The sequence below is a fragment of the Arthrobacter sp. NPDC093125 genome (genome assembly GCF_044754225.1).
Classification (GTDB): Bacteria; Actinomycetota; Actinomycetes; order Actinomycetales; family Micrococcaceae; genus Arthrobacter.
This window is the reverse complement of the sequence record NZ_JBIVOQ010000015.1, coordinates 33,349-59,278: the sequence shown is the minus strand read 5'-3', so window position 1 is coordinate 59,278 and position 25,930 is coordinate 33,349. Positions and strand designations below refer to the sequence as shown.

General features: G+C 60.8%; 21 protein-coding genes and 3 pseudogenes. 15 read left to right on the top strand and 9 right to left on the bottom strand.

Features of this window, described 5'->3' with window-relative positions:
- The first annotated feature begins 77 nt into the window (after positions 1–77).
- The 4 genes from ACIP9X_RS19210 (at position 78) to ACIP9X_RS19195 (ending at position 2,477) form a co-directional block, all read left to right on the top strand.
- Positions 78–356 carry a YciI family protein gene (locus ACIP9X_RS19210; RefSeq protein ID WP_400481355.1) on the top strand — a complete coding sequence of 93 codons (279 nt, stop codon included), beginning with the start codon at positions 78–80 and terminating at the stop codon, positions 354–356.
- Positions 357–491: 135 nt separating this feature from the next.
- Positions 492–896: a hypothetical protein gene (locus ACIP9X_RS19205; RefSeq protein ID WP_400481354.1), complete on the top strand. Its 405-nt coding sequence runs from the start codon at positions 492–494 to the stop codon at positions 894–896.
- A gap of 33 nt (positions 897–929) precedes the next feature.
- Entirely contained in the window at positions 930–1,493 is a 564-nt protein-coding gene (locus tag ACIP9X_RS19200) for a hypothetical protein (protein WP_400481353.1), read from the top strand.
- A 120-nt stretch (positions 1,494–1,613) separates the two neighbouring features.
- Positions 1,614–2,477: a hypothetical protein gene (locus ACIP9X_RS19195; RefSeq protein ID WP_400481352.1), complete on the top strand. Its 864-nt coding sequence runs from the start codon at positions 1,614–1,616 to the stop codon at positions 2,475–2,477.
- 34 nt (positions 2,478–2,511) lie between these two features.
- Here ACIP9X_RS19195 and ACIP9X_RS19190 read toward each other — a convergent pair whose 3' ends face one another.
- Positions 2,512–3,171 (bottom strand): helicase associated domain-containing protein, encoded by a 660-nt coding sequence (locus ACIP9X_RS19190; protein WP_400481351.1) that lies wholly within the window; start codon positions 3,169–3,171, stop codon positions 2,512–2,514.
- 87 nt (positions 3,172–3,258) lie between these two features.
- On the opposite strand from ACIP9X_RS19190, the gene ACIP9X_RS19185 reads away from it, so the two are divergent.
- From ACIP9X_RS19185 to ACIP9X_RS19165, 5 genes and pseudogenes are all read left to right on the top strand, one after another.
- On the top strand, positions 3,259–3,507 hold the full coding sequence (locus ACIP9X_RS19185) for a hypothetical protein (protein WP_400481350.1): 249 nt from the start codon (positions 3,259–3,261) through the stop codon (positions 3,505–3,507).
- 294 nt (positions 3,508–3,801) lie between these two features.
- Positions 3,802–5,041: pseudogene (locus tag ACIP9X_RS19180) on the top strand (IS256 family transposase).
- Between the two features lie 85 nt (positions 5,042–5,126).
- On the top strand, positions 5,127–5,327 hold the full coding sequence (locus ACIP9X_RS19175) for a DUF732 domain-containing protein (RefSeq protein ID WP_400481349.1): 201 nt from the start codon (positions 5,127–5,129) through the stop codon (positions 5,325–5,327).
- A 38-nt stretch (positions 5,328–5,365) separates the two neighbouring features.
- Positions 5,366–5,557: pseudogene (locus ACIP9X_RS19170) on the top strand (recombinase family protein); the annotation flags it as partial.
- 143 nt (positions 5,558–5,700) lie between these two features.
- Positions 5,701–6,141 (top strand): annotated as a pseudogene (locus ACIP9X_RS19165) (nucleoside deaminase); the annotation flags it as partial.
- Between the two features lie 124 nt (positions 6,142–6,265).
- Here the strand turns inward: ACIP9X_RS19165 and ACIP9X_RS19160 are convergent.
- Together ACIP9X_RS19160 and ACIP9X_RS19155 are read right to left on the bottom strand one after the other, a co-directional pair.
- A complete protein-coding gene (locus tag ACIP9X_RS19160) occupies positions 6,266–8,668 on the bottom strand; it encodes a hypothetical protein (protein ID WP_400481348.1) in 2,403 nt (800 codons plus the stop codon).
- A 399-nt stretch (positions 8,669–9,067) separates the two neighbouring features.
- Positions 9,068–9,655, bottom strand: a complete 588-nt coding sequence (locus ACIP9X_RS19155) for an RBBP9/YdeN family alpha/beta hydrolase (protein ID WP_400481347.1) — start codon at positions 9,653–9,655, stop codon at positions 9,068–9,070.
- A gap of 229 nt (positions 9,656–9,884) precedes the next feature.
- Between ACIP9X_RS19155 and ACIP9X_RS19150 the strand changes: the two genes are divergently transcribed.
- Both ACIP9X_RS19150 and ACIP9X_RS19145 read left to right on the top strand, forming a co-directional pair.
- Positions 9,885–10,805 (top strand): hypothetical protein, encoded by a 921-nt coding sequence (locus tag ACIP9X_RS19150; RefSeq protein ID WP_400481346.1) that lies wholly within the window; start codon positions 9,885–9,887, stop codon positions 10,803–10,805.
- The gene (locus ACIP9X_RS19145) at positions 10,798–12,252 is read left to right on the top strand and encodes a hypothetical protein (protein WP_400481345.1); all 1,455 of its coding nucleotides are present in this window, start codon (positions 10,798–10,800) and stop codon (positions 12,250–12,252) included. Before ACIP9X_RS19150 ends, ACIP9X_RS19145 begins: the two co-directional genes overlap by 8 nt.
- A gap of 954 nt (positions 12,253–13,206) precedes the next feature.
- Here ACIP9X_RS19145 and ACIP9X_RS19140 read toward each other — a convergent pair.
- The gene (locus tag ACIP9X_RS19140; RefSeq protein WP_400481344.1) at positions 13,207–14,388 is read right to left on the bottom strand and encodes a hypothetical protein; all 1,182 of its coding nucleotides are present in this window, start codon (positions 14,386–14,388) and stop codon (positions 13,207–13,209) included.
- A gap of 992 nt (positions 14,389–15,380) precedes the next feature.
- On the opposite strand from ACIP9X_RS19140, the gene ACIP9X_RS19135 reads away from it, so the two are divergent.
- The 4 genes from ACIP9X_RS19135 to ACIP9X_RS19120 all read left to right on the top strand — a co-directional run bounded on the left by ACIP9X_RS19135 (position 15,381) and on the right by ACIP9X_RS19120 (position 20,488).
- Positions 15,381–15,788 (top strand): hypothetical protein, encoded by a 408-nt coding sequence (locus ACIP9X_RS19135; protein WP_400481343.1) that lies wholly within the window; start codon positions 15,381–15,383, stop codon positions 15,786–15,788.
- A complete protein-coding gene (mobF, locus tag ACIP9X_RS19130) occupies positions 15,785–19,348 on the top strand; it encodes a MobF family relaxase (RefSeq protein ID WP_400481342.1) in 3,564 nt (1,187 codons plus the stop codon). The genes ACIP9X_RS19135 and mobF overlap by 4 nt, the downstream gene beginning before the upstream one ends.
- Before the next feature lie 21 nt (positions 19,349–19,369).
- Positions 19,370–19,900, top strand: a complete 531-nt coding sequence (locus ACIP9X_RS19125) for a hypothetical protein (RefSeq protein WP_400481341.1) — start codon at positions 19,370–19,372, stop codon at positions 19,898–19,900.
- A gap of 444 nt (positions 19,901–20,344) precedes the next feature.
- The gene (locus ACIP9X_RS19120; RefSeq protein WP_400481340.1) at positions 20,345–20,488 is read left to right on the top strand and encodes a hypothetical protein; all 144 of its coding nucleotides are present in this window, start codon (positions 20,345–20,347) and stop codon (positions 20,486–20,488) included.
- Between the two features lie 95 nt (positions 20,489–20,583).
- Here the strand turns inward: ACIP9X_RS19120 and ACIP9X_RS19115 are convergent, their stop codons facing one another.
- The 5 genes from ACIP9X_RS19115 to ACIP9X_RS19095 all read right to left on the bottom strand — a co-directional run bounded on the left by ACIP9X_RS19115 (position 20,584) and on the right by ACIP9X_RS19095 (position 25,923).
- Complete coding sequence (locus ACIP9X_RS19115) at positions 20,584–21,087, bottom strand: single-stranded DNA-binding protein (protein ID WP_400481339.1); 504 nt, start codon at positions 21,085–21,087, stop codon at positions 20,584–20,586.
- 57 nt (positions 21,088–21,144) lie between these two features.
- A complete protein-coding gene (locus ACIP9X_RS19110; RefSeq protein WP_400481338.1) occupies positions 21,145–22,227 on the bottom strand; it encodes an ArdC-like ssDNA-binding domain-containing protein in 1,083 nt (360 codons plus the stop codon).
- Between the two features lie 162 nt (positions 22,228–22,389).
- The gene (locus ACIP9X_RS19105; RefSeq protein ID WP_400481337.1) at positions 22,390–22,902 is read right to left on the bottom strand and encodes a hypothetical protein; all 513 of its coding nucleotides are present in this window, start codon (positions 22,900–22,902) and stop codon (positions 22,390–22,392) included.
- Positions 22,889–24,712 (bottom strand): type IV secretory system conjugative DNA transfer family protein, encoded by a 1,824-nt coding sequence (locus ACIP9X_RS19100; RefSeq protein ID WP_400481336.1) that lies wholly within the window; start codon positions 24,710–24,712, stop codon positions 22,889–22,891. Before ACIP9X_RS19100 ends, ACIP9X_RS19105 begins: the two co-directional genes overlap by 14 nt.
- Positions 24,709–25,923, bottom strand: coding sequence for an ATP-binding protein (locus ACIP9X_RS19095; RefSeq protein ID WP_400481335.1), 1,215 nt, complete (start codon positions 25,921–25,923; stop codon positions 24,709–24,711). Before ACIP9X_RS19095 ends, ACIP9X_RS19100 begins: the two co-directional genes overlap by 4 nt.
- Positions 25,924–25,930: the final 7 nt, after the last annotated feature.

The following is a 25,930-nucleotide window of genomic DNA, read 5'->3' as shown; positions in this document are numbered from 1 at the left end:
CATAGCCATAGAGTAGCCGTGCTTCAGCTGATACAGTCTCGGCATTGTCAGGCGGAGCGGTGGTTAGGAGCGGATCCGTGGAATTCGTTGTGATGTATAGCCTCAGCCAAGGCGTCGATCGCTCACGCGTTCTTGAGACGTATCCCCGCCATGAGGCTTACTTTGAAGCGTTCCATGCCGACGGCGGCGGGCTCCTCGCACTGGGCCCGTTCCAAACAGTGGATCCGGCGGGTGCGTCGATGGGGATCTTCACCTCACTCGAGGATGCTGAGCGCTTCATCGCCGGTGATCCATTCGTCCTTGAGGGGCTCGCCGTTCCACGAATCCTTGAGTGGGACGCCGTGCGCTTCGATTAAGCCCATGGCTGCGGCGCCAGAAGACCTACTCTCAGGACCTGGCATGGAGCAGTCCCGGGGCTTCCGGGCTTCCCTTCTCCGCTGACGGCAACCAGCCTACGCTGTCGTTACATTCCTAGCGCTAGGAGCAGCTCGATGGGGCTAGAAGCAAGGGGGACAAAGCCGATGTTCGAGAAGACCGAATACTGGTCGTCGCCGCTCTCCCCAGAGTCAGTGTTCGAAGCTATCTCCACAGCATTTGGTTCGGAAAAGGCAAGAATCCGGCAGGACGGCGACCTCCTTGAGGTACGAACCGGGTCCAACTGGCAGTACCGGCTATGGGGCAACCTTTTTCACTGGAGCCGGCAGGCAGTGCCTGTGGCGTTGACCGTCCGGGTTCGGGCAGCGGGGGAAGGCACACAAGTAGACGCCCACGCCTTCGACACCTTCGGCTTCAGACTGACTGACCACGCCTTCTTCGGGACGGAGAAAACTTTTGCGGACAGGCTCGACGCTCTCCTGAGCAAGGCAGCCACGGCGGCAAGTGCTTCCAGGGACTGAGGACGGCTTCCGAATGCGGCTACGCTTCTCTCCATGATCCCGAACCATCAGCAGCTGATCGGACTCCTGGGTCGTGCGGATCCGGGGTTTGTCGCCGGGGACTTTGCGACCAGGTTCAGGGACGCTTCCGGGCGGGAGGGCGAGACTGGCTCGTTCCGGTACTTTCCGGGCGGATTTTGGGAGGTCAGGATTGACGACGCGGGCCGGTTCCTGATGGCGCCCTGGGGACTGCGGGTGGAGTTGGAATCGGGTCTCGTCGAGGAATTCTCCGGTGGGCGCACGCCACTCCGGTTTCCTCCATGGTCGCTTGTCCTGCCGCGGTACTCGACCTTCCTGGGCCGGGAAGGTGATGAGTGGCAACTGGACGCCAGCCGACCGCTTCTGGAGGAATCCGGATCCGTGACCGCCGCGCTCACCAACCTGGAGGACCCCAGGTACAGGGGGACCCTGACCGTCAGCACGGACACCTACACGGTCACCTCGGCCGATCTGGGCCATATAATGCATACTCTCGCCATCGTCCGTAGCGAACCGAACGATGATGACCGGGCCGCCCTGGAGGACATCAAGGCCAGCGTCAGGGGCCAAGGGGGCTGACCCACGCTTAGCTTTCATGGTGGTTTTGGGAAATGGGATGGGGGGAATCTCCCGGACCTTTTCCGCAATGTTGCAGCGCCATTGAGGAAGTAGGCTAGCGCTCAAACCCGAGGAGCAAACATGACTGCATTCAAGCGAAAAGATTCGCTGACGGACCCTGTATCGCCGGTGTTCGGCGCGGTGTCGACTGCCACCATGGGCGCGCTGGCACTTGTCGACCCTGCCAAACTGACCAAGGCACAGCGCCGTACCTTCCATGCAGCCACGGCTGTCCTGACAGGTCTTTACACTGCAGTAACCGTCGACCGGAACAGAACTGTCCTGGTGCCGCTGAACGCCGTAGCCGGGCTCGCGGCGGTCGCTGCGACGCTTCGATTCGCAGACGCTGGCGATGCAGTGGAGTCACGCATAGTGCGCGGGCTTAACTCGGCCGGCATTAGGCGGCCGCGCCGGTGGTTGGCCGCAGGATCAGCTGCATTGACGTTCGTGACGTTTCTGGCTGACAGGGCCGCAGCCAGGAAGGAAGAATACGAGGCGGCCGTCCTGGATGAACCAGCGCAGGTCCGCCCGTTGACTCCGGCTGTGCGGGACCTGGTCAGGGCCATCCTGACGGCGGCCGTTGTCCCCGGTGCGGACGCCCTGCTGGCCCAGCTGGAGCAGGCCGAGGAAGTTCACTGGAGCGCGGATGTCGTGTCGTCCGCTTTCTTCAAGGTCCCCGATGACGTACCGCGCGCGGTCCCGCACCATCAAGTATTCCCTGTCACGGCACGGTTTGAGGGGGAGAACGGCCTTCCGCTGCAGGTGATGCTGCAGATCCGCGACGGTAAGCTCGAGCACCTCGGCATTGACACGGTCGCCGAACCTGAGGAACCGGTAGAGGAACTTCCGGACGGCTGGCCGGACCTGCACGAGGTGCAGTTCGTCATTGACGGGCCGGACGGCACCCGGCTTCCGGTCACTCCCAACCCGCCGGACCATGCCTGATGGCTCGGGCCGCTGCCCTGATCCAGCATTGGTTTTACGGTCGTCGGCCGCGCTGCCTGCCGATCCTCCACCCCGGGAGTGACTCGTCAAGCGTCTGCCGCTTCGCGTCATCCAGTTCGCCGCGGCGCAGCTTGGACCGCTGGAGGTGCAGCCAGACGCCCAGCTCGTGTTCTTCTCCGCTGATGTCAGCCTTGTGCCGCGGCCAGTCGTTGCCTGCGCCCCGGTACGCGATCAGGGCTGCGAGCCGGTGCTGCCACCGCGCCTCGAATGCCTCAGCCCGTGGGGGAGTCTGCCATCCGGGAAGTACCGCCAGACCGTCCCGGTAGGCCGGTGCGAGGGTTCCGGCCCTGGCATCTTCACGGCGGCGCTGCAGCCACACCGCCAATGACCGTTCCATGGTGCTCTCGGCCTTCCGGGAGGGGTAGCGTCCCGTCTTCCGCACCATGGCCACCAGCTCCTGCATCCGCGCCAGGCCCTGGGCGGTAACGCGGGATGGCTTAGCATTGGCGGCTGCCTCGTGGGCAGACTGCAACTCAGGGTCAGCAGCGCAGGCGACGCGCAGGTGGTAACCGACGGTTGGGGCCGGGACGCCCACCAGCTCGGCAATCTTGGTGCGGCTGAGCCCGCGTCGGTACATCAGCACCCACTCCTGGTTCGGCGCCGTGCCCCGCCTCGTACTCGCCACGAGATCCATCCTGCCATCCGTCCCGGCTTTCCCTTGGGGCGCTCACCGGGGCAGGGTTTAGATTAGCGCCACTTACAGGAAGGCCTGGCACTATCGATGATCGAACAGAACCTGGAGCCGACGCCCAGAGGCTGGATAGAAAAGGCCTACGACGCGAATGTTTTCACACTGCTGACAGTGGCATTGCTCGTATCAGTGCTGTATCCCTTGAACGACAGAATGGGGTTTTGGCTCTCAGTGGTCATCATGGCTTTGGCCGTCGCTGCGGTGACGGTCTTGGTCGCACGGCCTGTCATCCACATCAAAGCGGCGTGCGGCGCTGGACGCGCAACGTGGTCTCTTTGAATGCGCCCATCGGGAGGTTGGGTCCGCGCTCAAGCAAAGATGGGCCATGGGATATGCGAAAGCAGAGCCAGGGCGGTTCCTGTTCCAAACCAAGACCGGCGTGACTGGTCGCTTGGCCGGCCCCGTCGAGGTCTACTCCCATCTGCGGGTGATGGGCGAGCCCGCCAAGGCACCATGGTCGGCATTCCCGCAAGGAAAAGTCATTACCCTCAGTACCAACAGGGTGTATGAGGGTCCGGCCATATCCGAAAGGAGACGGCCGTGTCAGAGTCCACGACCGAGATGACAGAGGTGATGATCGGCCCTATGACGGGCGAGATCATCGATCAGAAGGAGCTTGCGGAGCGGTTGCTCGCGCAGGCGAAGGAGCAGGGCGTGAGCCTGGTCGGCCCGGGCGGGCTGCTGAACCAGCTCACGAGGAATGTGCTGGAGACCGCGCTGGAAGCGGAACTGACCGAGCACCTCGGGCACGAGCATGGCCAGACGCCGATCGCAGCCAACATGCGCAACGGCACCAGGCCGAAGACCGTGCTGACCGAGATCGGCCCGGTCGAGATTGAGGTGCCCCGGGATCGGGACGGATCGTTCGAGCCGGTGATCGTGCCCAAGCGGAAACGGCGTCTGGACGGGATCGATCAGGTCGTACTCTCGCTGTCCGCCCGCGGGCTGACCACGGGGGAAATCGCCGCGCACTTCGAGGAGGTCTACGGGGCCAAGGTCTCCAAAGACACCATCAGCCGCATCACCGAGAAGGTTGTTGGGGAACTGGCCGAATGGTCGGCCCGACCATTGGATCCGGTCTATCCGGTGCTCTTCGTGGACGCGGTCGTGGTCAAGGTCCGTGACGGGCAGGTGCGCAACACCCCGTTCTACGTCGTCATGGGCGTCACCGTGAACGGGGAGCGGGAGATTCTGGGGATCTGGGCCGGCGACGGTGGCGAGGGTGCCCGGTTCTGGCTCCAGGTGTTCTCCGAGCTAAAAAACCGCGGAGTGGAAGACGTGTTGATCGCCGTCTGCGATGGGCTTAAGGGTCTGCCGGAGGCGATCACGACCACGTGGGAGCGGACGGTGGTGCAGCAGTGCATTGTGCACCTGATCCGCAACAGCTTCCGCTACGCCGGCCGCCAGCACCGCGATGGCATCGTCAAGGCGCTCAAGCCGGTCTACACCGCCCCGTCCGAGCAGGCGGCGAAGGACCGGTTCGCCGAGTTCACGGCCGAGTGGGGCCAGCGATATCCGGCAATCGTGCGGCTCTGGGAGTCCTCCTGGGCTGAGTTGGTGCCGTTCCTGGAGTACGACGTGGAGATCAGGCGGGTGATCTGCACGACGAACGCGATCGAGTCGATCAACGCCCGCTACCGAAGGGCGGTGAGGGCCCGCGGGCACTTTCCGAACGAAACCGCGGCCCTGAAATGCCTGTACCTGGCCACCAGATCCCCTTGATCCAACCGGTGGCGGTCGGGCACGCTGGGTAATGAGGTGGAAGCCTGCGCTGAACGCGTTCGCTATCACCTTCGCCGGTCGGTTCGAATGAACCACTCACTAATGAAAACCGCTGGACCCCACACACCGTTTATCGGACAGTCCCGGACAATATTCGAGACGAGCAGCCTGCCCTCATGGATATCCCGGGTGATGACTTGGTGACGATGGGCAGGGGCTTTTGTTCCATGTACGACGGCGGCGCGGTTGGTGCCGACATCAATGAGTACGTCCTCGAGGAAGGCGGCGTCGGTTTCACTGTGGAGGAGCTCGTCGCCGTGCATGGAGCAGCAGTGGGTGCGTTCTGTCCTCGACACATCGACAAGATGGGATCGTAACCCTTCGATCACCTGCGTGCTCTCGTCCAGCGCCTCATGTACGGGGCCTGACCCGTACGGCGTGTCGGGTGGATTTCGTCAAGGAGCAGCTGGTTTTCACCGGGGAGGACTCCCCCATGGCTAACATCATGTTCTATGTGATGGGTGCCTTCGCCGCGTTCGAACGCTCTCTGATCAGGGAGCGGCAGCGGGAAGGCATTGCCCTGGCCAAGCAGGAGGCGCTACCGCGGGCTGGCGGAATCACGCTTATCGGCCATTTGAACTAAGCCGGGTTCCTATACTCAGCCTGATTCCGCCCTAGGAAAGGCAGGCGACGCCTAAGGCAGCCTCCTTTCAGGGCCGGCGAAGAGCCGCATACGAGAATGAGCGCCCGATCCACGAATGGCACCAAACCGCGGCCGCTTCGACGCGGCAAACAGCCTCTGACCCTGGATTCGAAGCGGCTTATCAAGCCGCCCAAAAGAGTGCCAGTGAAGGCGGCATTCCCATCGGGGCGGCAATCATCCGCGATGGCGCGGTCATCGGGAGCGGACACAACGAAAGAATCCAGAACGGTGATCCGATAGCCCACGGGGAAATGTCGGCACTCCGAGCAGCAGGCCGGCAAAAGAGCTATCGGGACATCACTCTGTACACGACACTGGCGCCGTGTGCGATGTGTTCGGGTACGATCATCCAGTTCAAAATCCCTCGCGTGGTGGTGGGAGAAGCTCGCACCTTCGACGGCGAATTGGATCTGCTGCGATCACGTGGCGTTGAGGTGGCGGTCTTAGATGACCAGCGCTGCGTGGACATGATGCGCACATTCCAGGAAGCCCAGGAACGTTCTCCAAAAGAAACGCCTCAGGCTGAACCTAGCGTCGCCTTGGTGCTGTTCTGCAGTCCCCACGCAGCTCTAAGAATACCCTTTCAGCGGGTGCGTCGCCCAGAGGGGGGTGTCAGGCGCTGCCGCCCGCAGGGGGTTTTACGAGGTCCTGAGCAAGCTGGATTAAGGCCGCGAACGTTCCCACAAGTGTTACGCCCACCAGAGCTAAAGCAACCGCATTTTGCACAGCCGTGTGCCCGTCCAAGGCTTCGAGGCGAGCGGCCTCCTTCGACAACCCCACTGCGTCACCACCCCGCAAATAGGCCGAGGTGCGCTTCCGCAGCGACTTGGTTCGTTTCCAGAAGCTTGTATCTGGAAGAGCGTGGCTAGGAGCGCTAAACCCAGCCTTGACATGTTCCCTGCCGGAATGGGAATCGTTATTCCCCGTAATCCATATCAAGGTCCTCCCGCTAAGGAGGATTATAGAAAAAACGATCCCTAGAACCTTCACCGCGTGAAACTCGTCGTCTCTAGAAATATGCTCAGCAGCAGTTTGAGGGATCCACGCCAAGACAAGCCACAGTAATGACACGAGAAACAGATCTTGTTTAGCATTGGACACCGGTGTGTATTGCGTGAGATAAGTTGTTCGCCCGTATCCATAGGCCGCCGCAGTAGCCGTCAAAGCTATCAGCCCAACTATGACCATCGCCCCTACATTAGCCAGCAGGGATGTGAGCAGATGCACTGGGGCACCAGAGGTTCCTACCCCTTTCGTAAGCGACCAGTACGCAATTACAAAGGTGGCCGCTCCAGCAAGAAAACTTAGTATGGCAGTTGCACGTGTCACCCGCACGAGGTTCAACCGGAGTCCATTGCCGACAACACACTCCATTATGAATATAGCTACGAGGGCAGCCTGCAGCGCTGCTACCGGATGAAAGGTCGGAGGCGAACCTGTCCATGGCAGCGAGCCTGCAATCACGAATAGGGCGCATCCGGCGTACGTCGCCGGTAGCGAGACACCATTCAGCGATGGAGGGAAAGACTGGCGTTGTCCCGATCTCTCCCGTCGCGCATCAGCAACTTGAGGAGAAGCTAAGGCGAGAACAGCCAAGGCCACCGCTCCGAGCACAACACTTGGAGCTTCAATACTCACGTGACCAGTTGCAGGAAGCCAACCAACGGCAGGAGCTATGGACACAGTTAGTGTAATTATCACAAGGGCTGCAGCTACACCTGCAGCCCCTATACGGCCCCATATGCCCTTTTGTTCCGCGATTTCCTGCGGCGGGGCGATTCCGCCGCTGCTCTTTCGAATTTCGGATTGCTCAAGCTCCATCAGGCGGGCATAATCCGCTTGACACGGGACCAGGGCTATCTGGCTCATTCCTGCAGCGGCAAGCGCCAGCAAAATGGGTCGCCAGTGGAAGCCCAGATCGGGCGCTTGAATGAGCACGAGTACCCCGAAGCTGGTTCCCAGGAAGAGTGCCGCAATTAGAAACCAGCTAGTGTCCGGACCCAAGCCCTTGGCTCGCCGACGAAAGCGGCGAAAGCCTAAAGTCAAGAGTAGGACGACAACGACTGCCCCAGCTGCTGGAAGCAAGCGCGAGGGCGCGAAACCAGCGTGTTGTGAGATTAACGGCACCACGCCAAAAAGCGCCGGTACGGCAAGCCACTCTAGAGCTGGTGATCCTCGAGCGCCCGTCGTCGTTCCTTGAATGTCCTCTCCTTGCACAGCGGGCTCAGCCGTCATAGCAAACGACAATCCCGCAGCTGCCGCCATAGCAGTTAAGAGAATGGCAACAACGCTTGACGGCGGCATCAGCGCCAAACAGACGAAAAAAGATGCGAGAAAAACGCCACCTATGGTGGATGCGAAAGCTTCGGCAATGTCCCGCCGCGCCGCCCAGGCTAAACCTAAGGCTAGGAAAAGAGCCGAACCTACAAGCGCGTACAAGGATGATGCTCCTGCATCGGTCGTCCCCACGCGGGCGCTATCACGCCCGGCCAGCGCCGCGTACCCAAAGGTAGTTCCGACGATGAGAGCGAACAACCCTGAGCGAAGCAGGGAAATACCAATGACGCGTGTGGAAGATGCCCGGAACGCCGAGTGGAGACGATGCACAAGTTCGGCCCAGAGCATCGCAAAAAGAGCAGAAGCTCCAATCAGAAAACCTGCATGCCACTTACCCGCGTTGTTCAAGTAATGTGGCGCCGGCATCGTCCAATTGAGGCCCGGGTTTGGATCACTAACCCACCCCAGGATGACGAGTCCCCCAACAAGCAGTCCAAGGATGGCTGCCACAGCTAATGGATAGTGATGCTTTGGCTTTGGCAGACGACCTATGGAATAAACGAGGACTGCGGCAAGCACCGGAAGGAGAAGCCCGTCGCCCCAGACCGCGCTCGGATAATCATAGAATCCGAGTAATTTGGCATCCTGAGGCTCGGAAAACCAGTACCACGTCAGAGCGCCCCAGCCACAAAGGAGAACCAGTAGGGCGATGCCTGCGCTGCGAAGTAAAAGCATCATGCCGTTAGCATTACATGTCGCGGACCAACTGTGGTGAAGGAAACGGCTCTGCATCGCCCCTGAGTGATATTTGGCAGACCCCTGCTGCATACGCTGTGACGACGCTCCCCTGCTCCTCGCGAGCAGGTTGACGGAATATCAACTATCGGCGCTGCGTTCTACGGTGTGGCGGCTGATTGTTATGAGCAGAACGAAGTAAAGACGGTCGCTAAGTCGACGGCCAAGGTCATGCCCGCCACGTCGGTACCTGTCGATAGGATCAAGCCGATGACTGACGCCCGTGACCTTGCCCTTCCCAGCGGCTACAGCGACCTCCTCGCCGAACCCAAGAACCGAGTCCGGGAAGCCCGTATCCAGGCGTTGCGCTCAGTCAATACCCAGCTCTTGCGTGGAGCAGCGCTATCTGGACAGGATCAGGTCAAGCAGAGCCGGCAGGCTTGTGACGCCGTCTTCTGTCATGAAGTGTCCTGCTCCCGGATAAACCTGCAACCTTGCGTCCAAGCGCCTGGCGAGGTCATCGGACGCTGCCGGCGGCACGAAAGGATCAGTGTCGGAGCGGATCACTGTTCGATCCCCGATGCTCGTTGCTACGCGTTCAACGTCAACGTCAGCTGCGAGGAAACCATTAAGTTCCGGCAATGCCTCCAGTGGTTCGGTGAAGCCGGCGACCAACACAAGACCGCCCAGTTCCCAGGGCTCCGGCAACGCCGCGAGTACTCGTAGGACAGTGACCACACCGAGGGAATGCGCCACAATCACCGTTGCAGCGTCGGGCACTGCAAGTGCCGCGCTGACCGCGTCCTCCCATGCTGCTTTCTCAGGATCGTCCGGTGTAGGGAGGGAAACGACTGTGACGGCTATGCCTTCAGCTTCGAGGGCGTTTTGAAGCCAAGGGAACCAGTTCGCATCCGGCGAAGCCTCGTACCCGTGGACAATGACAACCCGTTCGCCGGTCCGAGCCTGGACGTTACTGGCTGTTACGTTCATACCCAAAGACTCTAAAGGGTCCGCTGATGTGACAGTTACGTCAGGGCCAGTACCGCCACAGTAGGTTGGCGCACGGGCTGGATATGCGCGCGGCTCAGCCGTCGAACAGCCGCACATTACACGTGAGTCCGGGCAACCTCGCAGGCCGGAACGCCTACTTTGTGAACGGCAGTCGATAGTGTTTTCTCGGAAGTGAACCGCAATCGAGTTGGGGGATAACGGTAAGGCCTTGCGCAGTGCGTCGACGCAGATCAGCGAGCAGGTTGAAAGCGTCAAGGAAGCTGCCAAAGACACAGTCGATAAAATGGCTTTGAAGGCGCCGGACGCCTACGAGGAGGCCATAGCGGAATACAACGCTGCCTTCGCGGCGATGAGCGACAAGGGGCTTTCGCTCCTGCGCCAGCGCGAACGGTCAGCGGACCTGATCGAGTTCGTCGAGCTGCTGGTGAACAGTATCGCGAACACCCCGAAGTCGTTCGAGACGTCCTTGGGTGAGATTGGCGTCTACAAGGCCGAGTTCCTGGATGCGGAGGAGTTCGCTCGGAAGGATCCCGAAGCTGCGCAGCAGTCTGCTGCCAGCGCCGGCGCGGGGTTTGCCGCGGGAGCTGCAGTCGCGAGCGTGGCGCCGACGGCCGCCATGTGGGTTGCCACCACTTTCGGCACTGCCTCAACTGGTACCGCTATCTCTGCTCTCTCCGGAGCCGCTGCGAGCAACGCCGCTCTTGCCTGGCTAGGAGGCGGCGCGTTAGCTGCCGGAGGTGGAGGCACCGCTGCAGGGGGCGCATTACTGGCGCTGGCCGGCCCCGTTGGATGGACCGTCGCAGGAGCCACCCTCCTCGCGTCAATCGCGCTGTTCGCCAAGAAAAAGTTCGACAATCTGGCGGCAAAGCAGGAGGCGCTTGCTGCGGTGAAGCGAAACTCCGCGTCGGTCAAGAGCGATGATGCAAAGATCGAGGACCTCCTCCAGAAGACAACCACGCTTCGCGTAGAGCTGGTGAACTGCTACGGCGAAGCACTGCCGTATTTTGGCGCCGACTTCCGTTCGCTCTCCGATTTCCAGCAGCAGAGACTCGGCGTCCTCGTGACCAATACGAAATCGTGTGCAGCACTGCTAAGCAGGCACATTAAGCGGGACGCAGCTGATGAATGACATACCAAAGCTGGTCAAGAGCAACCAGGAGCAGGCGATTGCTTCATGGGTGAACTACCTCAATCAACTTCGCATTGACGACCTACTGAGCTCATTCAGCCAGCAAGACGAGAACCTCCTGAACGCATTCACCAGCATCGATGAAGCTATCAGGAAGATTGACCTTGAGGTGGTCACCGCGAACCGCGGCGGACAGCACGGAATGCACGGCTTCATCGCGGAAATCGCCGAGGTCGGTATCAGCAATGCCCGGCAACAGATCCTCGGCCAGGAGTCCGACTACCAATGGGTGAACAATAACGGCCCCGTGGACCTGCTCCGCAGCGGCGTGGAGATCCAGCAGAAGTTCGTCGCAGCAGGCTTTTCACTAGGAGCGCTCACTGAGCACCTCAAGAAGTATCCCGACTTCGTGCAGAATGGCGGGAAGTACCAGATTCCCGCTGATCACTTCGAGGTGATCAAGAAGCTGTACTCCATGCCGCCTGAAGAGGCGGGAAAGCTCCTGTCGCGCAGCAGCGACGGACCCTCCTTTAAGGACTGGCAACGGATCGAAGCGTTCTTCCAAGAGGGATCGATCGCTATCGAAGCGCTCGAACCATCGACGCTCAATTACCACGAGGTACAAAGGGGCGTTTACGAGTCGACCATGGCTGCCGAAGAAACCTCCCTCCTTTCTACCGACCAGTCCCTTCGTGACAACGCCTTCCAAGAGAGCCTGCCTAACCTGAAAGAAGGAGCAACCGTCACGCTTGCAGCCGCCGTGATCGAGGGTGGAACCGCTTTCGTATTGGCCGTGGTCGCCAAGCGTCGGGAAGGGAAGCTGTTCAGAGAGTTCAGCGAGCAGGACTGGCTCGACATCGCAGGAGAGACAGGCTTCAGCTTCGTCAAAGGCGGAGTACGCGGCCTTAGCATCTACGCGCTGACAAACTTCACCGCCACATCAGCAGCCGCCGCAAGCTCAATCGTCACCGCCGCCTTCGGCATTGCCGAGCAGGCGAACAAGCTCCGCCACGGCGAGATAGACGAATTGGAGTTCATCGAGAACTCCGAGCTCGTCGCCCTGGAAGCCGCGGTGAGCGCACTGTCTTCTTTTGCCGGCCAAGCGCTCATCCCAGTTCCAGTCCTCGGCGCCGTTATCGGCAACACGGTCGGCACCATAATGTACAGGGCGGTCGCATCAGCCCTCTCGAAGCGAGAGGCCGACCTGATCGAGCGTTACTTCGGTGAGCAGCGCTTGCTCGACGAGCAGCTCACCGCGGAGTACCAGGAGCTCATAGAGAAATTGGACCAGGGCATGTCCGACTATCTCGGCTTGCTCGAACGAGCCTTCTCGCCTGACGTGCAGGTCGCTCTCATTGGATCAGTCGAGCTCGCACGAGCGCTAGACGTGCCTGTAGACGAAATTTTGGACTCCGACGAGAAGGTTCACGCCTATTTTCTCGACTAGTTTTTACGCTCAGAACTTCAGGTGGTCCTGAGTCCTGGCCGTTCTTGTGGTGGCTGGATCGAACGCGATGGTAGCGCGTCTAAAGGAGCTGCGTGGGAGGAAGCTGCTTCATGCACTCCATTCGCGTGATGACTTTTCCTTGCTGAAGAACTATGTCTTTAGTCGTTAGACCTTGGGGTGCTGGTCGTACGGGCCGGAGAGCTGCACGTGAGGGGTCACGGTGAAAAATCGTATGAAGCGTGGAGGACGCTGGTGCGCCCGTTTCCGCCACTGGTCGCGCTTATCTGCACGGTGCCGCTGAACCAAGGCGGCAGCAGCAAATATGCCAGCGATCTGGGCAGCTGAAAGCGTCGCTATCGGAGCTGCTGCCGCGACGATCTGCAACTAGTTAGGAACCACCGCCGAGGGAGGCCCTTTCAAGCGCCACTGGCGTCCGTGCATATTCTGTCTGAAACTATTCGTTCCGGCGGGCAGCTGAGCAGGAGCGATGTTCGGTGACCTGACGTGATTGCTCAGGTAGGAACAGCCGAATTTCCATCCTCTCCCGCCGGTTGAGGCGGTAGTACGTTGAACAGCTCAGGTATGTAGCCTTGCTCTCGAATCAAGGGTGAATTGGATCGATGGCAGCGTCATCCAGCGGTGCCCACACATTGCAAGGACCTGGAATGCCGCCGGCAAAAGCAACCGCCAAGACACCCGTTCCTGACCGTGCTTCAGCTGAACAAATCCAGTGGTTGTTGCAACCCCTGAAAATGCGGTCAGAATCCCCAATCTTGGCTCCGTCGCTGTCCCCGTGGCTGCTGAAGGTTGCCTTTTGAGCCACAGGACACGGCACCTTCTAATGGCGTCGCTAAGGAGAAGAAATAGCGTCGCTGGACCGCGAAAAATGTTGCCTCAGGCAATCTACTTTATATGATCTATATTATCGGCGTTTTACGAGTCTCACGGCGATGGCTAACTGTGCGGCACCGCGTCCTCGGGATGTTCTTTCTCAACGGAATCGCGAATAAAAAGCGCAGCGGTTTGCATAGTCGCAAGCGATTCGACCGCTGCAGACAGGTAGCTTTCAACATTCTGGGAGCGAAGATGCACGATTGCAGGATCCTCCCATCCAAATTCGAGCCTCTGTTCTTTTTCCTTGCTGATCTCATCCCAGCCGCTGATGAGGCTGGAAAGGGAGGAGCGGGCACTCTGAGCGCTCTCAATCAGCTGACCTGCGTGGTCCCCTAGCGAAGAACCTGCGGCGTGCTGTGTGAGGATTCGCTTGCTTCTTGCGAATTCCTCAAACTTCGGCGGAATCGCGTCCAAAAGCTCATGCAATGTTTCCCCACGCATGAGTTCACGGAGCTTCCAGTCCTTGGGATGGAATCGCTCGTCTGACAGGACACTTGCTGCCGTATAGAGAACCCTCCGATGGAGGCTGACGGTATCATTCGACGCACTAGGGCCAAGTGTTTCTGGGTTAGGCAGTTTGTTCCGACGGATTAGCGTCTCGATCAGGCTTTCCCGAGACACGGTTCCCGCATTGTGAGCCAAATCGGAGCTGACGCTGGCCAACGCTTCGAAGCTAACTGCCGGCGTGGGTACACGCTCCCAGCCCTTACAGAAGCGATCGAGTAGAGCCTGGGCCCGCGCTTCGCTGGGCGACGGCTCGTCAAATCGATGCTGTTCCACCACTAGGGCTTTCAGCACTTCCCAGACCCCAGGACTCGGGACGGAAAGCCCCTTCGCCGAGGCCTGAAAGAAGTCACGGAATGTGTCCATGCGGGCAATAAGTTTGTCATTCCGCAGCTGGACTGCCTGAAAAAAGGAGGCTTCGCTTTCATGTGCCCGCGCAATTCCCGCCAATCTATACAACTCCGTTGGCGGGACGGACACACTCTCCGAGACGAGAACCAGTCTCCAAGAGCCATTTTTCATGGCCACAGTGTGTAAGCCAAATTCACTCAGGAACTTCGTGAACAGGCTGACAGACTTGGTGTCACTCGAAACTAGCTTGGGATTTATTCTTGCCGCGACGGCCGCTACCTTGACGTGGCCTTCCGCGCTACCTTCGATGATGAAGTCATCCACCTCACTAATATTCAGCGCTTGAAACCTGACCTTTGTCGGTACGCCACCACCCAACTCAGCCATTGGTTCCTCGGCAAGGACGTGGGCAAGAATGAACGCACCATAGCGGTGCTCGAAAGTCGTTCCCTCACCAGATGAACTGCGTGGACTCGTGTTAGCTAGGCCGGTCATGTCCTAAATTCCCCCGGATCGTTAATTTCGTCGAACAGATTTCAGCCTATGCGGAAAGCGTCAGAAGAAGCGTCACCTCATGCTTCGACATGCGTACTTCCGCCGGAACAACTCGTCAAATGAGTTGAATCGCCTCGAAGAACGCTTCCAAACCGCAGCCGACCATCCACGACGGTGGAGTGTCAGGCGGTGAGTTCGCGGCCAGGGTTTGCGGCGAGTTGGCGTTCGCCCAGCCCTCCACCGGTCTTATGTTCGGCTACCAACCATTCAACCCCGCGGCGACGACGACATCCGCGCCGCCGAAGCCCTCTGCGCAGCCCTGCGCGAGTCCCTCTAGCCAAGAAAGAAATTGGCCAGTTCTCCCATGCCCCTTGACCCCCACCTCCACAGGATTCATCCCGTTCCCATGGCGTCCACATCGACCTGCTCCGCGACGACGCCGCTGCCTACGCACAAAACTTCGTGAATTCGGGTACACCCCAACCTGACGTCAGGTGTCCTGGTGCAAGGTGTCAGAGCAGAGCCCCATTTCTACTCTATTGACGATCGCTGAAGAGACTCCCAGACCCAAACTGGACACTCTGGGCCAACCGTTCCGAACCAAGAGGCCGGCGGAAAGCCTTCCCCGCAAGCCGAGGTGCGGCAACGCAACGCTACGTGCCGCCTTTCTGATGCGGTCAACCTCCCGCATCAACAGCCTCACACCTCTGGCATCCAAGGTCATCAGCGTGAGGACAGCTCACGTGTGGTCATGTCGAAACCGGTCCTCGATCTTATGAACGTTCGTGATCAAGAGTTGCGAAGAGTGCACGATAGGCTTCGAGCCTTCCCGCAAAAGTCAGCGCTTCTGTTCAATCCGCTGCGGCAACAGGAAGCGGGACCGGATGCGTCGAACTGCCCGCCGTCCTGCCCTGCCGGTAGCGGCTGACGACGGACCCGTAGTTGTCAAGGACGAGCTGAAGGCTTTGCAGCGCAAGCTGGCAACTAGGACAAGGATCTGCGAACGCCGTGTCGAGATTCTCCAGTCCAAGCTCCGCTCCCAGTCCTGTGAGATTGATCGGCTTGAGGCGGAGAACTCCGAGCAGCGTCAAAGCAACAATGTCCTCCAGATCGAAGTAGCCCGGCTGAAGCGTGCGCAGCGGACCAACGTGCAGGACCTCGCGCATCTCGCAGCATGGCTGGTCTCGCTTGCGAACGCAAAAGGTGTCGCACTGGACCCCGCAACGCTGGACATCCTCAACCGCCGCGGATGGCATCCATCCAAGCGCCGCGCAGGAGCGTCGCGGCCATGACGATGTCCATCGCACGCCTCTCGGCACAATCAGGTCTGCGCTACCTGTTCAAAACCACGATGCTGGATGACCTCACTACCACTCCCCCGGATGCCACCACCTACTACATGAAGGCCGGGACGCCTGAAGGCCGGTGGATCGGCAGCGGACTACCAGGCATCAACAGACGTGCCGGCGACGTCGTCACAGAAACAGATGCGAAAGCAATCTTCGACTTAGCCGTACATCCGGATACCAACACGCCGCTGGGCCGCCCGCACAGCCAACCCACCGCCGTCGAAAACAAAACCGGCCCACCAGCGGTGAGGCACGCCGTCGTCGGTTTCGACCTGACCTTCAGCGTGCCGAAGTCAGTGTCAGTCCTCTGGGCGCTCAGCCCTCGCAGCACGCAGGACCTAATCCTCCGCGTGCACCACCAAGCAGTGGAAGCAACACTTGCCTGGTTGGAAGAGCAAGTCATCCACACCCGCGCCGGACGAAACGGCGTCGCCCACGTCGGCACAAGGGGCGCCATCGCCGCCGCCTTCGACCACTGGGAATCTCGTACCGGTGACCCGCAACTCCACATCCACCTTGTCATCGCCAACCGCATCCAGCGCATCACCGACGGAGCCTGGGTCACCCTTGACTCCCGCACGCTATACAAGGCCGCCGTCGCCGCCAGCGAACACTACAACGGACTCCTCTTTGACGCCCTCCACCGGAAACTTGGCAGCGACACGGACATCCGCTTCCCCCTCGTCAATACGGGCAATCCCAGCCAGCAGCTCACCGGAATCGACGATGACCTCATCCGCGAGTTCTCCAACCGGTCCCGGCTGATCAACGTGGAAACAGACCGCCTCGTCGCGGAGTGGACAACGGAACACGGCCATCCGCCAAGCACAGCAACGGTCATCAAGCTGCGGCAGCAAGCGACCTTGGCCACACGCGTCCCCAAGTCCGAGCTCCCCACGCCCCTGCATGAGCTATCCAGAGAATGGAAGGCACGCGCCACCGCCAAAGGATTCCCACCGGACAACGTAATCGCGGCCACGATCAACTGCTCCCGAATCGTCCCATTTGGCTGCACTGACTTCACCTCTGACTGGATCTGGGCCGTCGCAACCCTGACACGTGAGCGGGTCGCTCACAAACGCTCCACCTGGAACCGCTGGAATCTCCTTGCGGAAGCCGAACGCGTCTGCGCCCAGGTGTGTTGCCGCACGGCGGCGGACAGGAGCACGCTCATGGACGCCGTCGCCACCGCGGCCGAGCAGCAGTCCGTGCCTCTGAATAATTACCGGTACACCGTCCCTGCCCACGCCGAGGCAGACGTCCGGCATGGACCACGAAGCGTCTTCGACTTTCACGGATCGCGCCTCTACACCGATACGTCCACGCTCGCCTGCGAGGACGCGGTCATGGCGGCCAGGAACGATGACGACGGCCCGGCAGTCCGCGCAGACCTCATCATGGATCTCCTTGAGCAGATCCAACAGCCGGAGAGCCGAGTGCTTCACTCCGATCAGCGTGCCGCCGTTGCCGACGTAGTCCTGAGCGGCAACCGGCTCGACGCCATCACGGGGCCAGCGGGCACGGGAAAGACGACAACGTTGAGTGCAGTGAAGGCAGTATGGGAAGCCGAGTACGGCGCCGGTAGCGTTGTAGGACTCGCCCCGGCAGCTGCCAGCGCCGAAGTGCTGGGCCGCGAACTCGCTATGGCAACGGAGAACGTCACGAAGTGGCTGCACGAGTCGGCCGGTCAGGGGGCTAGTTCAAGGGCGGGGCGCTTCTTCAATGTGCAGTCGCAACTGACCACGGCTCCTGTCGGCGAGCGCTGGAGCATCAAGTTAGCGCAGGAGGCTGCGCGGCTCGCTGCCGTCCAGCAACGATGGTGCTTCCATGCGAATCAACTGGTCATCATCGATGAGGCTTCCATGGTCTCGACTTTCCAACTCGCTGCGCTCGTACAGCAGGCGCAGGAAGCCGGCGCGAAGATCCTCCTCGTGGGAGACCCGGGGCAGCTGGACGCCATCGACGCCGGTGGCATACTTGGCTGGCTGGACCGGCAAGGTAAGACGACCAGGCTGAGCAGCGTTTGGAGGTTTCAAGAGGAGTGGGAGCGTGTGTCGTCGCTCAGGCTCCGGAAGGGTGAGTACTCAGCCATCGCCGACTATGCCCAACATGGGCGGATCCGGCACGGTAGCTACCTGGATATGGCTGACAAGGCGTACCTCGCGTGGCAGGCAGATACCCGAGCAGGAAAGTCGTCCATCCTCATTGCCGCCGACAATGAAACGGTCGGCATGCTCAATGAACGGGCGCAGGCGGACCGAGTGGCACAGGGAGAGGTGGATCCAGAGCAGACGGTGCTGCTCAGCGATGGCCTACGGGCTGGTTCCGGTGACACCGTTATTGCCCGCGGAAATAACCGAAAGCTAGTCGACAGCGACGGTAAATTCGTGAGAAATGGCACGCTGTTCGACGTCGAACAGGTCAATCGTCGCGACAGCTCGCTGCTGGCGCGACGGCAGGACACAGGCGCGAGTGTCCTGCTCCCAGGAGCGTATCTGGAGTCATCCGTCGAGCTGGGCTATGCAACAACAGCCCACCGTTCCCAAGGCATCACGGTGGACACCGGCCACACCGTTATCACTCGGGGCCGGCTCACCCGCGAGCTGCTGTACGTGAGCATGACCCGTGGCCGTTCCGGCAACTTTGCCTACGTTAGCGAGGGTGACGACGCCGACCATCCTGCCGTCGACCCGTCCCAGGAGCTGTCGTGGCGGGGTATCCTCGGCGAGGTACTCGCTGCGGAAGGCGCTGAGCGTACCGCCCACGAGATGCGTGATGCGGAGCGGAGGAAGGCGGACAGCCTTGAGCGGCTTTACGCGGAGTATGACTACCTCGCGCAGATCGCGGCAGGACTGGATCTTAGGCAGCAGTTGGACGAACATGCCCCTGGTGCCTCACAGGAATTCGAACAATCTCCGTCGTGGGGCGCAGCTGTCGCGGCATGGCGGAAAGCCACAGCCGTCAGCCGGCAGGGTACCGAGCGCATACTGAGCCAGTTCTGCCAGGAAAGTAGCATTGCCAATGATCGCTGCGCTGTCCTCAGCGTGCGCTTACGCCGGTTCATGAAAGGAAGGAGGACGGCGGTTGAGGAACCTCTGGTTGAAAAGCTCACCATTCCGCGCCCTGACTTAGCGTCGATGATTCAGCAGGTCAGGGTGCGTATCTCCCAAAGGACGGAGACCGTGAGCATGGCAGCGCTGACAGCCGATCCTGAGTGGAAACGTGCTTTGCTTGAAGCCGTCGGAGATAGCACCAGCGGCGAAACCTGGCAGCTGGTCCGTGACGTTGCCGTCTTTCGCGACAGGTGGGCGCTGCCGGACTCTCCCCTCCCCTTGGGTCCGTCTCCCGCGGATTACGAATGGGAACAACGGGGCCAGCGTGAACGAATCAACGCAGCAATTAACAATGCTCATCGCCGTGGCACCGCTCAACTAGATGACTCACCTTTGGATTCAGCCCTTTCTCAGCAAGTCGTCCTTACAGGTGCCGGCTGGCAGCTCTAATCTGGTAGGGAGGTAATGCGAATGGTCGTCAATCCGGCGGTAAGACCCAAGGTAGCGACAACCGGACTAGTGATAGCCAGCGCGGTTGTCTTCATAGTCTTTGCCTTCTCATTCGTAGCTTTGGCTGCCACGGAACTTCCTCTCGTCATGGAGGTCATCGTTGGCAGCCTGTTGCTGGCAACTGTTCTAGTGCTGGCGCTGTTATGGGGGAAAAGATCCGCCCAACGGCGAACCTGGCTGGCTAACGCAGCAAACAGATGGCGATCCTTTGACAACGCTAAGCTGGCCAGCGGGACCACGACAGAGGTCACCCTTCTCAGCGTCGACACGGTGCAACCCACCGGCTCGTGGGTCACCATCATCTGGAACCGCTTCAACCACGTTCAGCGTGCCTGGATAGAAGCACTACCCGAACCACTTTGGCCAGGATCCGTCCTGCTCATCGCCCCCGACCCCACTCAAGTAATGCCGAGCACACCCTGGCCAGAGACGTATTTCATTCGAGCCGCCGACTGCTTAGCTTGGGCACCCGCCGAAGGCCGGAGCCCCTAAGCGGCATCTACTGTGACGACGCTCCGGCGATGCAAAAATTCGAACGTGTGTTCTAAAATAGCTTCATGATCAAGTCCGGCTCCCCTCAAGATGTCGAGCGCATGATGATTCGCATGGACGCCGAAGCAAGCCGGCCGATAGACGACCCGGCACCCATCCGAGATTTCCCGAAGTATGGGGTCCGCTTGTGTACGTCAGCGGAATTTATGGCAAAGCCGTCGGGTCGACCCACAAGTACGGCCTCATCGAGTGGCTGGATACCTCCGGCAAATACCACATGGGTTGGGCGCATTTCTCGAGCATCAGGCGTGTAAAGCCTGATGAGTGGAAGGGCAGTAGTGCGCTGTAGTTGGCAGCCATCCGGGCGACGCTCAGGTAATCATCGGGTAGCGCCGTGCGTGTCGAAGAAACGCAAGGCTCGCGGTCGTGCCTAGGGTCGTGGGCATGGAAAGAGATCCCTCAGGGGAGCTGAGAGGACAGACGTCGATCAACGATCTTCTCGACAAGTCGGTCGGCGCCGCACCGGTCCAGCTCGCGCTGCCGATCCTGGTGCAGGTGAAGCCTGGACAATTCCGCCGGCTGTCTTAAAGCGGCGGCCGAGAGCGAGCGTACATGTGGAGCGTTGACAAGGTGATGGCCTGGTCCAATGAGGATCAGGCCATCACACTGCCAGCAGCAGTCAGCTACATGCTTATGTCAGCCCGCGCCGGCCTGCCTAAAGGGGGTGCGGCCACCGGACCTTTCGTAGCGATGCTGTAAGCAGGTTGAGCCGCTTCAGGCGCCGCTTGCAGACCCGCGTCGACCGTAGCTTCCGGGCCGGCTGCCGCCCGTGGGGAGCGCTGGTAAGCAGCTGTCCCGAACCGAAGGTCAGGACCGATCGTTTCAGCAACAATCCGACGGGCTTCCCGTCGCTCACCATCCTTTTCGAACGCGCGGAACTCGAGTTCACCCGACACCGTTACCGGGTCCCCCTTCTTGAGGGAGTTCGAAGCGTTCTCTGCGAGCGCCCGGAACGCGGAGACGTTGTGGAAGACCGGGTCTCCGTCGTGCCAGCTTCCGTCTGCTCCCTGAATCCGCTGGTTCACCGCCACGCGCAGTTTGGTATGCGCTACCCCGGACTCACCGTAGGTGAGCTCAGGGTCCGCGACGAGGTTTCCGGCAATGTTGACCGGAATCTTGGTACTCATATCTTCTGCCCTTTCCTTCGCAGACGGGTCTCTCCCGTCCAACACTTCGTGGTCGCCCTATGGGCCGGAAACCTCCAACCCCCGAGACGGCCCGCCTGGCTGCTGCAGGCCAACGTGCGAATCCTGGCCCTGCACCCGGGGCGAGACTTCAGCAGTGGGAACCTTCCCGCCAAAACCCGGTGGATTGGTGACTTCGAGGATGTCCTTGCTTGCCGCCGTGACTCGGCCTAGGACTGACTTCGCAATGTCGACCCGCGAGGCGGGTTGCTTCGCGGACGAGTTGTTAACAGCGGTAGAGTGCTCCGCTTCAATCACTGCATCAGCCCAGCCGGACAGGTAGCTTGCAGACTGCGGGCCCCGGTCGATGCCATGAGCCTTGAGGACGGTGTACGCCACAGACTCGGCTTCGACTTCGGCAAGGCCGCGGTGGTCAACGCTGCTTCCGTACAGCTTCCCCACTTTGTCATCGGGCCCGTGCAGCAAGACATGACCGAGCTCGTGTGCCAGGACGGCGACGCGCTCCTCCGCGTTTAGCCAGCCGCCCACTTGAACTTGGCGCTGTGCGAAGTCAGTGAAGCCGCTCGTCAGCCCGAACTGCGCATCGGTGACCTGAATCGAGAAGCCGTGTGTGCGGGCAACACGAGCCAGCGACTCCCATAGGTGTAGCGCGTCGAAGGTCGGGGCATCACTCGGCCTGGGAACCAGCAGCGGAGCCCCCTGGGTCTGCGAAACATCGAAGACTGCCTGTCCGCGCCAACCCGTGATGAGGGTCTTCTTCCCTTCATCTACAGCACCGCTAGGAAGCTTGCCACCGAGAGGAATGCGCTGGCGCGTGCCGTCGGGCAGCAGCATCTGCTGCACACGGGCGGTCCGAGGTGCAATGACCCACAGGGCATGCTCGCCCCGAAGGACAGTGCGACCGTGTCGTTCCCATTCCCTGTACCCTGCGACGAGCGTCGGCTCATGTGTACCCCGCTGCGTCATCTGCATCATGAGTAAGGTGACGTTGCCACCCGAGTACCGCCACAAATTGGCTGAGGCATCCAGCAGGACCTGCCAATGTGAAGGTGACTCGACTGCCTCCTCCAGGATCGAGTGCAGGCCATCCATCAGTGAGGCGATTCGCTCCTCGGGCGCCATGCGGCGAGCGCTGACGCTGGCTTCCGGAGAGCCCTGGTCAGGCAAAATGCTAAATGGAACTTCAGGTGTAGCGGCCACGACAGCCACCCTTCATGGTTCTTGGACCGCAGCATCGCTGCGCAGACACCCATTAATGGTTAGGCACCCCGACAGCGACATGATTCAGAAGTCAGCAACCAGTTGATGAGCAGCCTTCCGCCACTCGACAAAGTCTGGGTCATCACCAGAAAGGATTCGAGGTGCAGGCTCCTTGTGTGCCTGCAGCCCGACGCATCCGGCAGTCCTGGTGTGCATCCGCAGGCGTTCGACGGCGTGTGGGAGCCTTTCATGAAAGGCGAGCGGGCCGAAGCCCGGGTCATCTTGTGTGTAGGAGGCAAGCTCCGCACGGTGAAGTGCGTACAACTCAGCCACAATCTCAGGGTGACGCCACCAGCAATCGGGAACGACCGACGTCGTCAATTGGTAGGTGGCCACCAGCCACCGCACCCAAGAGAAGAGGGCACCCCAGACCTCCTGGGACTGTTCGGGTGTCATGTCCCGCCAGCGGCGGGTCACGCTCTTGGAAGCCGCTGAAGCACCAAAAGCGGATCGAAACAACTGTGCGGTGATCTCGTCGTCCCCGAAGGAGCCAGCGGACGGAACATCGAACTCCTCGGTCTCGTCATGGCTGCGCATCGGGTGCCCCTTCGGTCTTCTGCTGACGCTCTCTGTGCCCGTCAGCCAAAACGCGTTCCATTTCGGCCTTCAGGCGGCGCAGCTCCCCAGCGTCCTTTCGCTTGTGCCACTCCAGCAGGTCCAACAGGATGGGCCGGGTGCGCCTGCCGAGCATGAGTGCCGTGCCCACAGGCAGGCGTCGGATCTCATCCAGGGCGATCACTGGACTTTCGCGTATCTGCTCACCGTCCTGCCGGCCTTGGGAGGACCAGGACCGGGTGGTGAGGGTAAGACTCCGCTCCCCCAGCAACCCGGCGAGTGAGCGCAGGTCCCGTTCGTCGGATCCACCCCCAAAGATCACCTTGATGATGGCGGAGTCCCAGATGGTTGATGCCTCGTCGATGGACCACCCTGAGCGTGCCTGGGACAGGGACTGCAGAACCACCAGCGTTGAGATCCCAATTCCCCCGCCGTCGGACAGCGCAACCGGCAGTCCAGGCCATGGGGCCAGGTTGGCGATCTCGTCGAGGATCAGGGAAAGCGGCGGATCCAACCGGCCCCCGGGTGACACGAAGGCCATTTCCCGTGCTGCATTGTCGATGTCATCGATCAGCGCGGATAAGTACGGTCCTGCGGCAGCTGCCCCGGCTCGTGTGCCAATGAGGTAAAGAGTTCCCCGGTCCCGTATGAAAGCCTTGGGATCGAACTCTTCCGACTCGTCCTGCGGATTCAGCGCGGCCAGCACCTTGGGCGATGACAGAGGTGCCACCGCCGCCGAAACCCCAATCCATGAGTTCGACGTATTCCGCGGGTCGTCTTCCAGGATGCCCATCAGGTCGGCCTGCCATCCCATCGCCGCCCCCTGCTGGCCCAGCACCTCGAGGGCTTCCCGCGCCAGTACCGAACTGGATGACCAGCGGCGGAATGCAGTCACTCCCTCACCAGACAATGCCGCAGCATGGAGCAGGCACTGAAGAACTATCAGCGAGCGCTTCTGCCACGCTGCGTTCTCCCCCTTCATCTCGGTGTCCGCGGTGATGACCAACGCCCGCCGGGTAGCAATATCAGGATCCTCGCACCCACGTAAGGGAGACCAGCGCAGCGACGACGGGATCCCCGACATGCCCTGCGGATCAAAAACGGTCACGGGGCGGCCTCCGGATGCCCGGGCCTTCATCGTCACAACGAGGTTGTCCGCCCGCGTTGATGTCGTTACGACGGCACCCGGCGCGTCAAGGATCGCGTTGATGACGACATAAAGCCCCTTGCCGGATCGCGGAGCGCCTTGAATCACCATCGACTCTTCCGTGGAGACATGGACGGTGACGCCGCGGGAGCGGCCCAGCGTCCATGACACGTCCTGCACGGAAGGGTTTGCAAGTCCTGGACGCGTGAACGTCCCCCTTTTCCGCACGGCCCTCGCCCCAAAATCGTGGAGAATCTCGGCGCGGCGTGCAACGCCGTCGCGGTTCAGGATGTCTTGGCGCAACCAGCCGCCCGATTGCTTCCATCGCCGCCAAAAGACCACCGCACCGACCGCGAGCGCACCAACCAGAAATAGAGTCGGGGCCAGAACCCACCAGACGCTGTCAGTGCCGAGAACACAATCAGCCTGGCGAACAATGATCCATTCCATTCTGTTGGCGATGAGTCCGACGGCGGCCGCAGGGTTGAAGGGCGACGGCGGCATGGTGCCGCACTGCAAAGAGCCGGCCACGTGGGCTGCTGCCTGCACCACAGCACAGAGACATACATAGGCTGCGGCGCCGACAAGGCCGACGGTGACCAGTGGATTCTCGCTTGCCGCGCGCGAGCTCACTGGCCGTCTCACAGCATCCTGTCGTCTGTCCCGAAAACAGCAAGCTCGTCAGTGGTCACGCGATTGGCAACGATGAAGGAGCGGTTGCCCACTTTCCAGAGCCCGACGCCCTTCGGAAGGTTCTCCACGTGCTCGCACTCCGCTTCGGTCAGGCCGAGCGCTTCCTTGGTCAGGCGCATCGCGTCGTGTTTCTGCCGGTAAATGACTCTAGTGTCAGCCTCAGTCAGCAGGCCCAATGCCTTCTGTCTGTGTCCACTCGTGCTGTCACCGATCTCGTTGAGATCAGCGACCTTGTGCATGATGAGCAGGTTCGCGATCCCATACGTTCTGGCTAGCCGCCACTGTTCGCTCATCTTGGCCAACATGTACGGATCCGCGAGCATCCGCCACCCCTCGTCGTACACCACAAGCCGCTTCCCGCCGTCGGGATTGGTGATAGCGGCTTCCAACCACGTGGCACCGCAGGCCGCGGCCAACGAGAGGGCCTGCTCAGACGCCCCGATCAGCGCAGAAGTATCCAAGACCATCATTGGGGCGTCAGCGTCGAAGGCCACAGTGGATGGCGCATCGAACATGCCTTCGAGATCACCGGATACGGTACGCCGCAGGGAATGGCTCACGGCGGTTGCTCCATCTGCGCCGACCAGGGCGGTCATCTCTTTCGACGGCTTGAGGAGGTGGTCGAGCACCATGGGCAGGGTCGGGTTTGAGTTCTCGGCCATGGTTTCCATGAGGGCGATGTCCAAGGCTGTGTGCTCCACGGGCCGAAGGGGCGTGCCCTGCCGCATGAGCGAGACCAAAGCCCCAAGGAGATAACGACGCCGCTGCCTCACCACCGCTTGCCATTGAGCCTCGGTAAGGGCATTGAAGCGGGGACCGGCGTCGAGGGGATTCACCCTTGCAGGGCGGCCCGGGCCGATGGAAATGACCTTGCCACCAACAGCCTCCGCTACTGCAACCCACTCGCCCTTGGGATCAGACGCGACGGCTGCCTTTCGCCCTAGTGTGATTGACCGCGTCACGAGCGACTTGCCGCACATGGACTTGCCTGTGCCGACTGTCCCAATAACAACAATGGAAGGCCCGCTGATGATCCCCTTGTCGTAAAGGATCCATGGATCGTAGGAGAAGGCCCCGGATCCGAAAACGTCGGTGCCGATGTAGGTTCCCTCGTGCCCCAGCCCCGACTCTGTAAGAAATGGGTAGGCGGCCGCGAACGTCATGGTTGAT

Coding starts and splice junctions, on each gene's coding strand:
- ACIP9X_RS19095 (WP_400481335.1), bottom strand. CDS start 25,923: ATGACGTTCGCGGCCGCCTACCCATTTCTTACAGAGTCGGGGCTGGGG.
- ACIP9X_RS19155 (WP_400481347.1), bottom strand. CDS start 9,655: ATGAACGTAACAGCCAGTAACGTCCAGGCTCGGACCGGCGAACGGGTT.
- ACIP9X_RS19200 (WP_400481353.1), top strand. CDS start 930: ATGATCCCGAACCATCAGCAGCTGATCGGACTCCTGGGTCGTGCGGAT.
- ACIP9X_RS19120 (WP_400481340.1), top strand. CDS start 20,345: ATGGAAAGAGATCCCTCAGGGGAGCTGAGAGGACAGACGTCGATCAAC.
- ACIP9X_RS19110 (WP_400481338.1), bottom strand. CDS start 22,227: ATGGCGCCCGAGGAGCGAATCGCCTCACTGATGGATGGCCTGCACTCG.
- ACIP9X_RS19190 (WP_400481351.1), bottom strand. CDS start 3,171: ATGGATCTCGTGGCGAGTACGAGGCGGGGCACGGCGCCGAACCAGGAG.
- mobF (WP_400481342.1), top strand. CDS start 15,785: ATGACGATGTCCATCGCACGCCTCTCGGCACAATCAGGTCTGCGCTAC.
- ACIP9X_RS19105 (WP_400481337.1), bottom strand. CDS start 22,902: ATGCGCAGCCATGACGAGACCGAGGAGTTCGATGTTCCGTCCGCTGGC.
- ACIP9X_RS19195 (WP_400481352.1), top strand. CDS start 1,614: ATGACTGCATTCAAGCGAAAAGATTCGCTGACGGACCCTGTATCGCCG.
- ACIP9X_RS19160 (WP_400481348.1), bottom strand. CDS start 8,668: ATGATGCTTTTACTTCGCAGCGCAGGCATCGCCCTACTGGTTCTCCTT.
- ACIP9X_RS19175 (WP_400481349.1), top strand. CDS start 5,127: ATGGATATCCCGGGTGATGACTTGGTGACGATGGGCAGGGGCTTTTGT.
- ACIP9X_RS19145 (WP_400481345.1), top strand. CDS start 10,798: ATGAATGACATACCAAAGCTGGTCAAGAGCAACCAGGAGCAGGCGATT.
- ACIP9X_RS19115 (WP_400481339.1), bottom strand. CDS start 21,087: ATGAGTACCAAGATTCCGGTCAACATTGCCGGAAACCTCGTCGCGGAC.
- ACIP9X_RS19135 (WP_400481343.1), top strand. CDS start 15,381: ATGCGTCGAACTGCCCGCCGTCCTGCCCTGCCGGTAGCGGCTGACGAC.
- ACIP9X_RS19185 (WP_400481350.1), top strand. CDS start 3,259: ATGATCGAACAGAACCTGGAGCCGACGCCCAGAGGCTGGATAGAAAAG.
- ACIP9X_RS19205 (WP_400481354.1), top strand. CDS start 492: ATGGGGCTAGAAGCAAGGGGGACAAAGCCGATGTTCGAGAAGACCGAA.
- ACIP9X_RS19140 (WP_400481344.1), bottom strand. CDS start 14,388: ATGGCTGAGTTGGGTGGTGGCGTACCGACAAAGGTCAGGTTTCAAGCG.
- ACIP9X_RS19125 (WP_400481341.1), top strand. CDS start 19,370: ATGGTCGTCAATCCGGCGGTAAGACCCAAGGTAGCGACAACCGGACTA.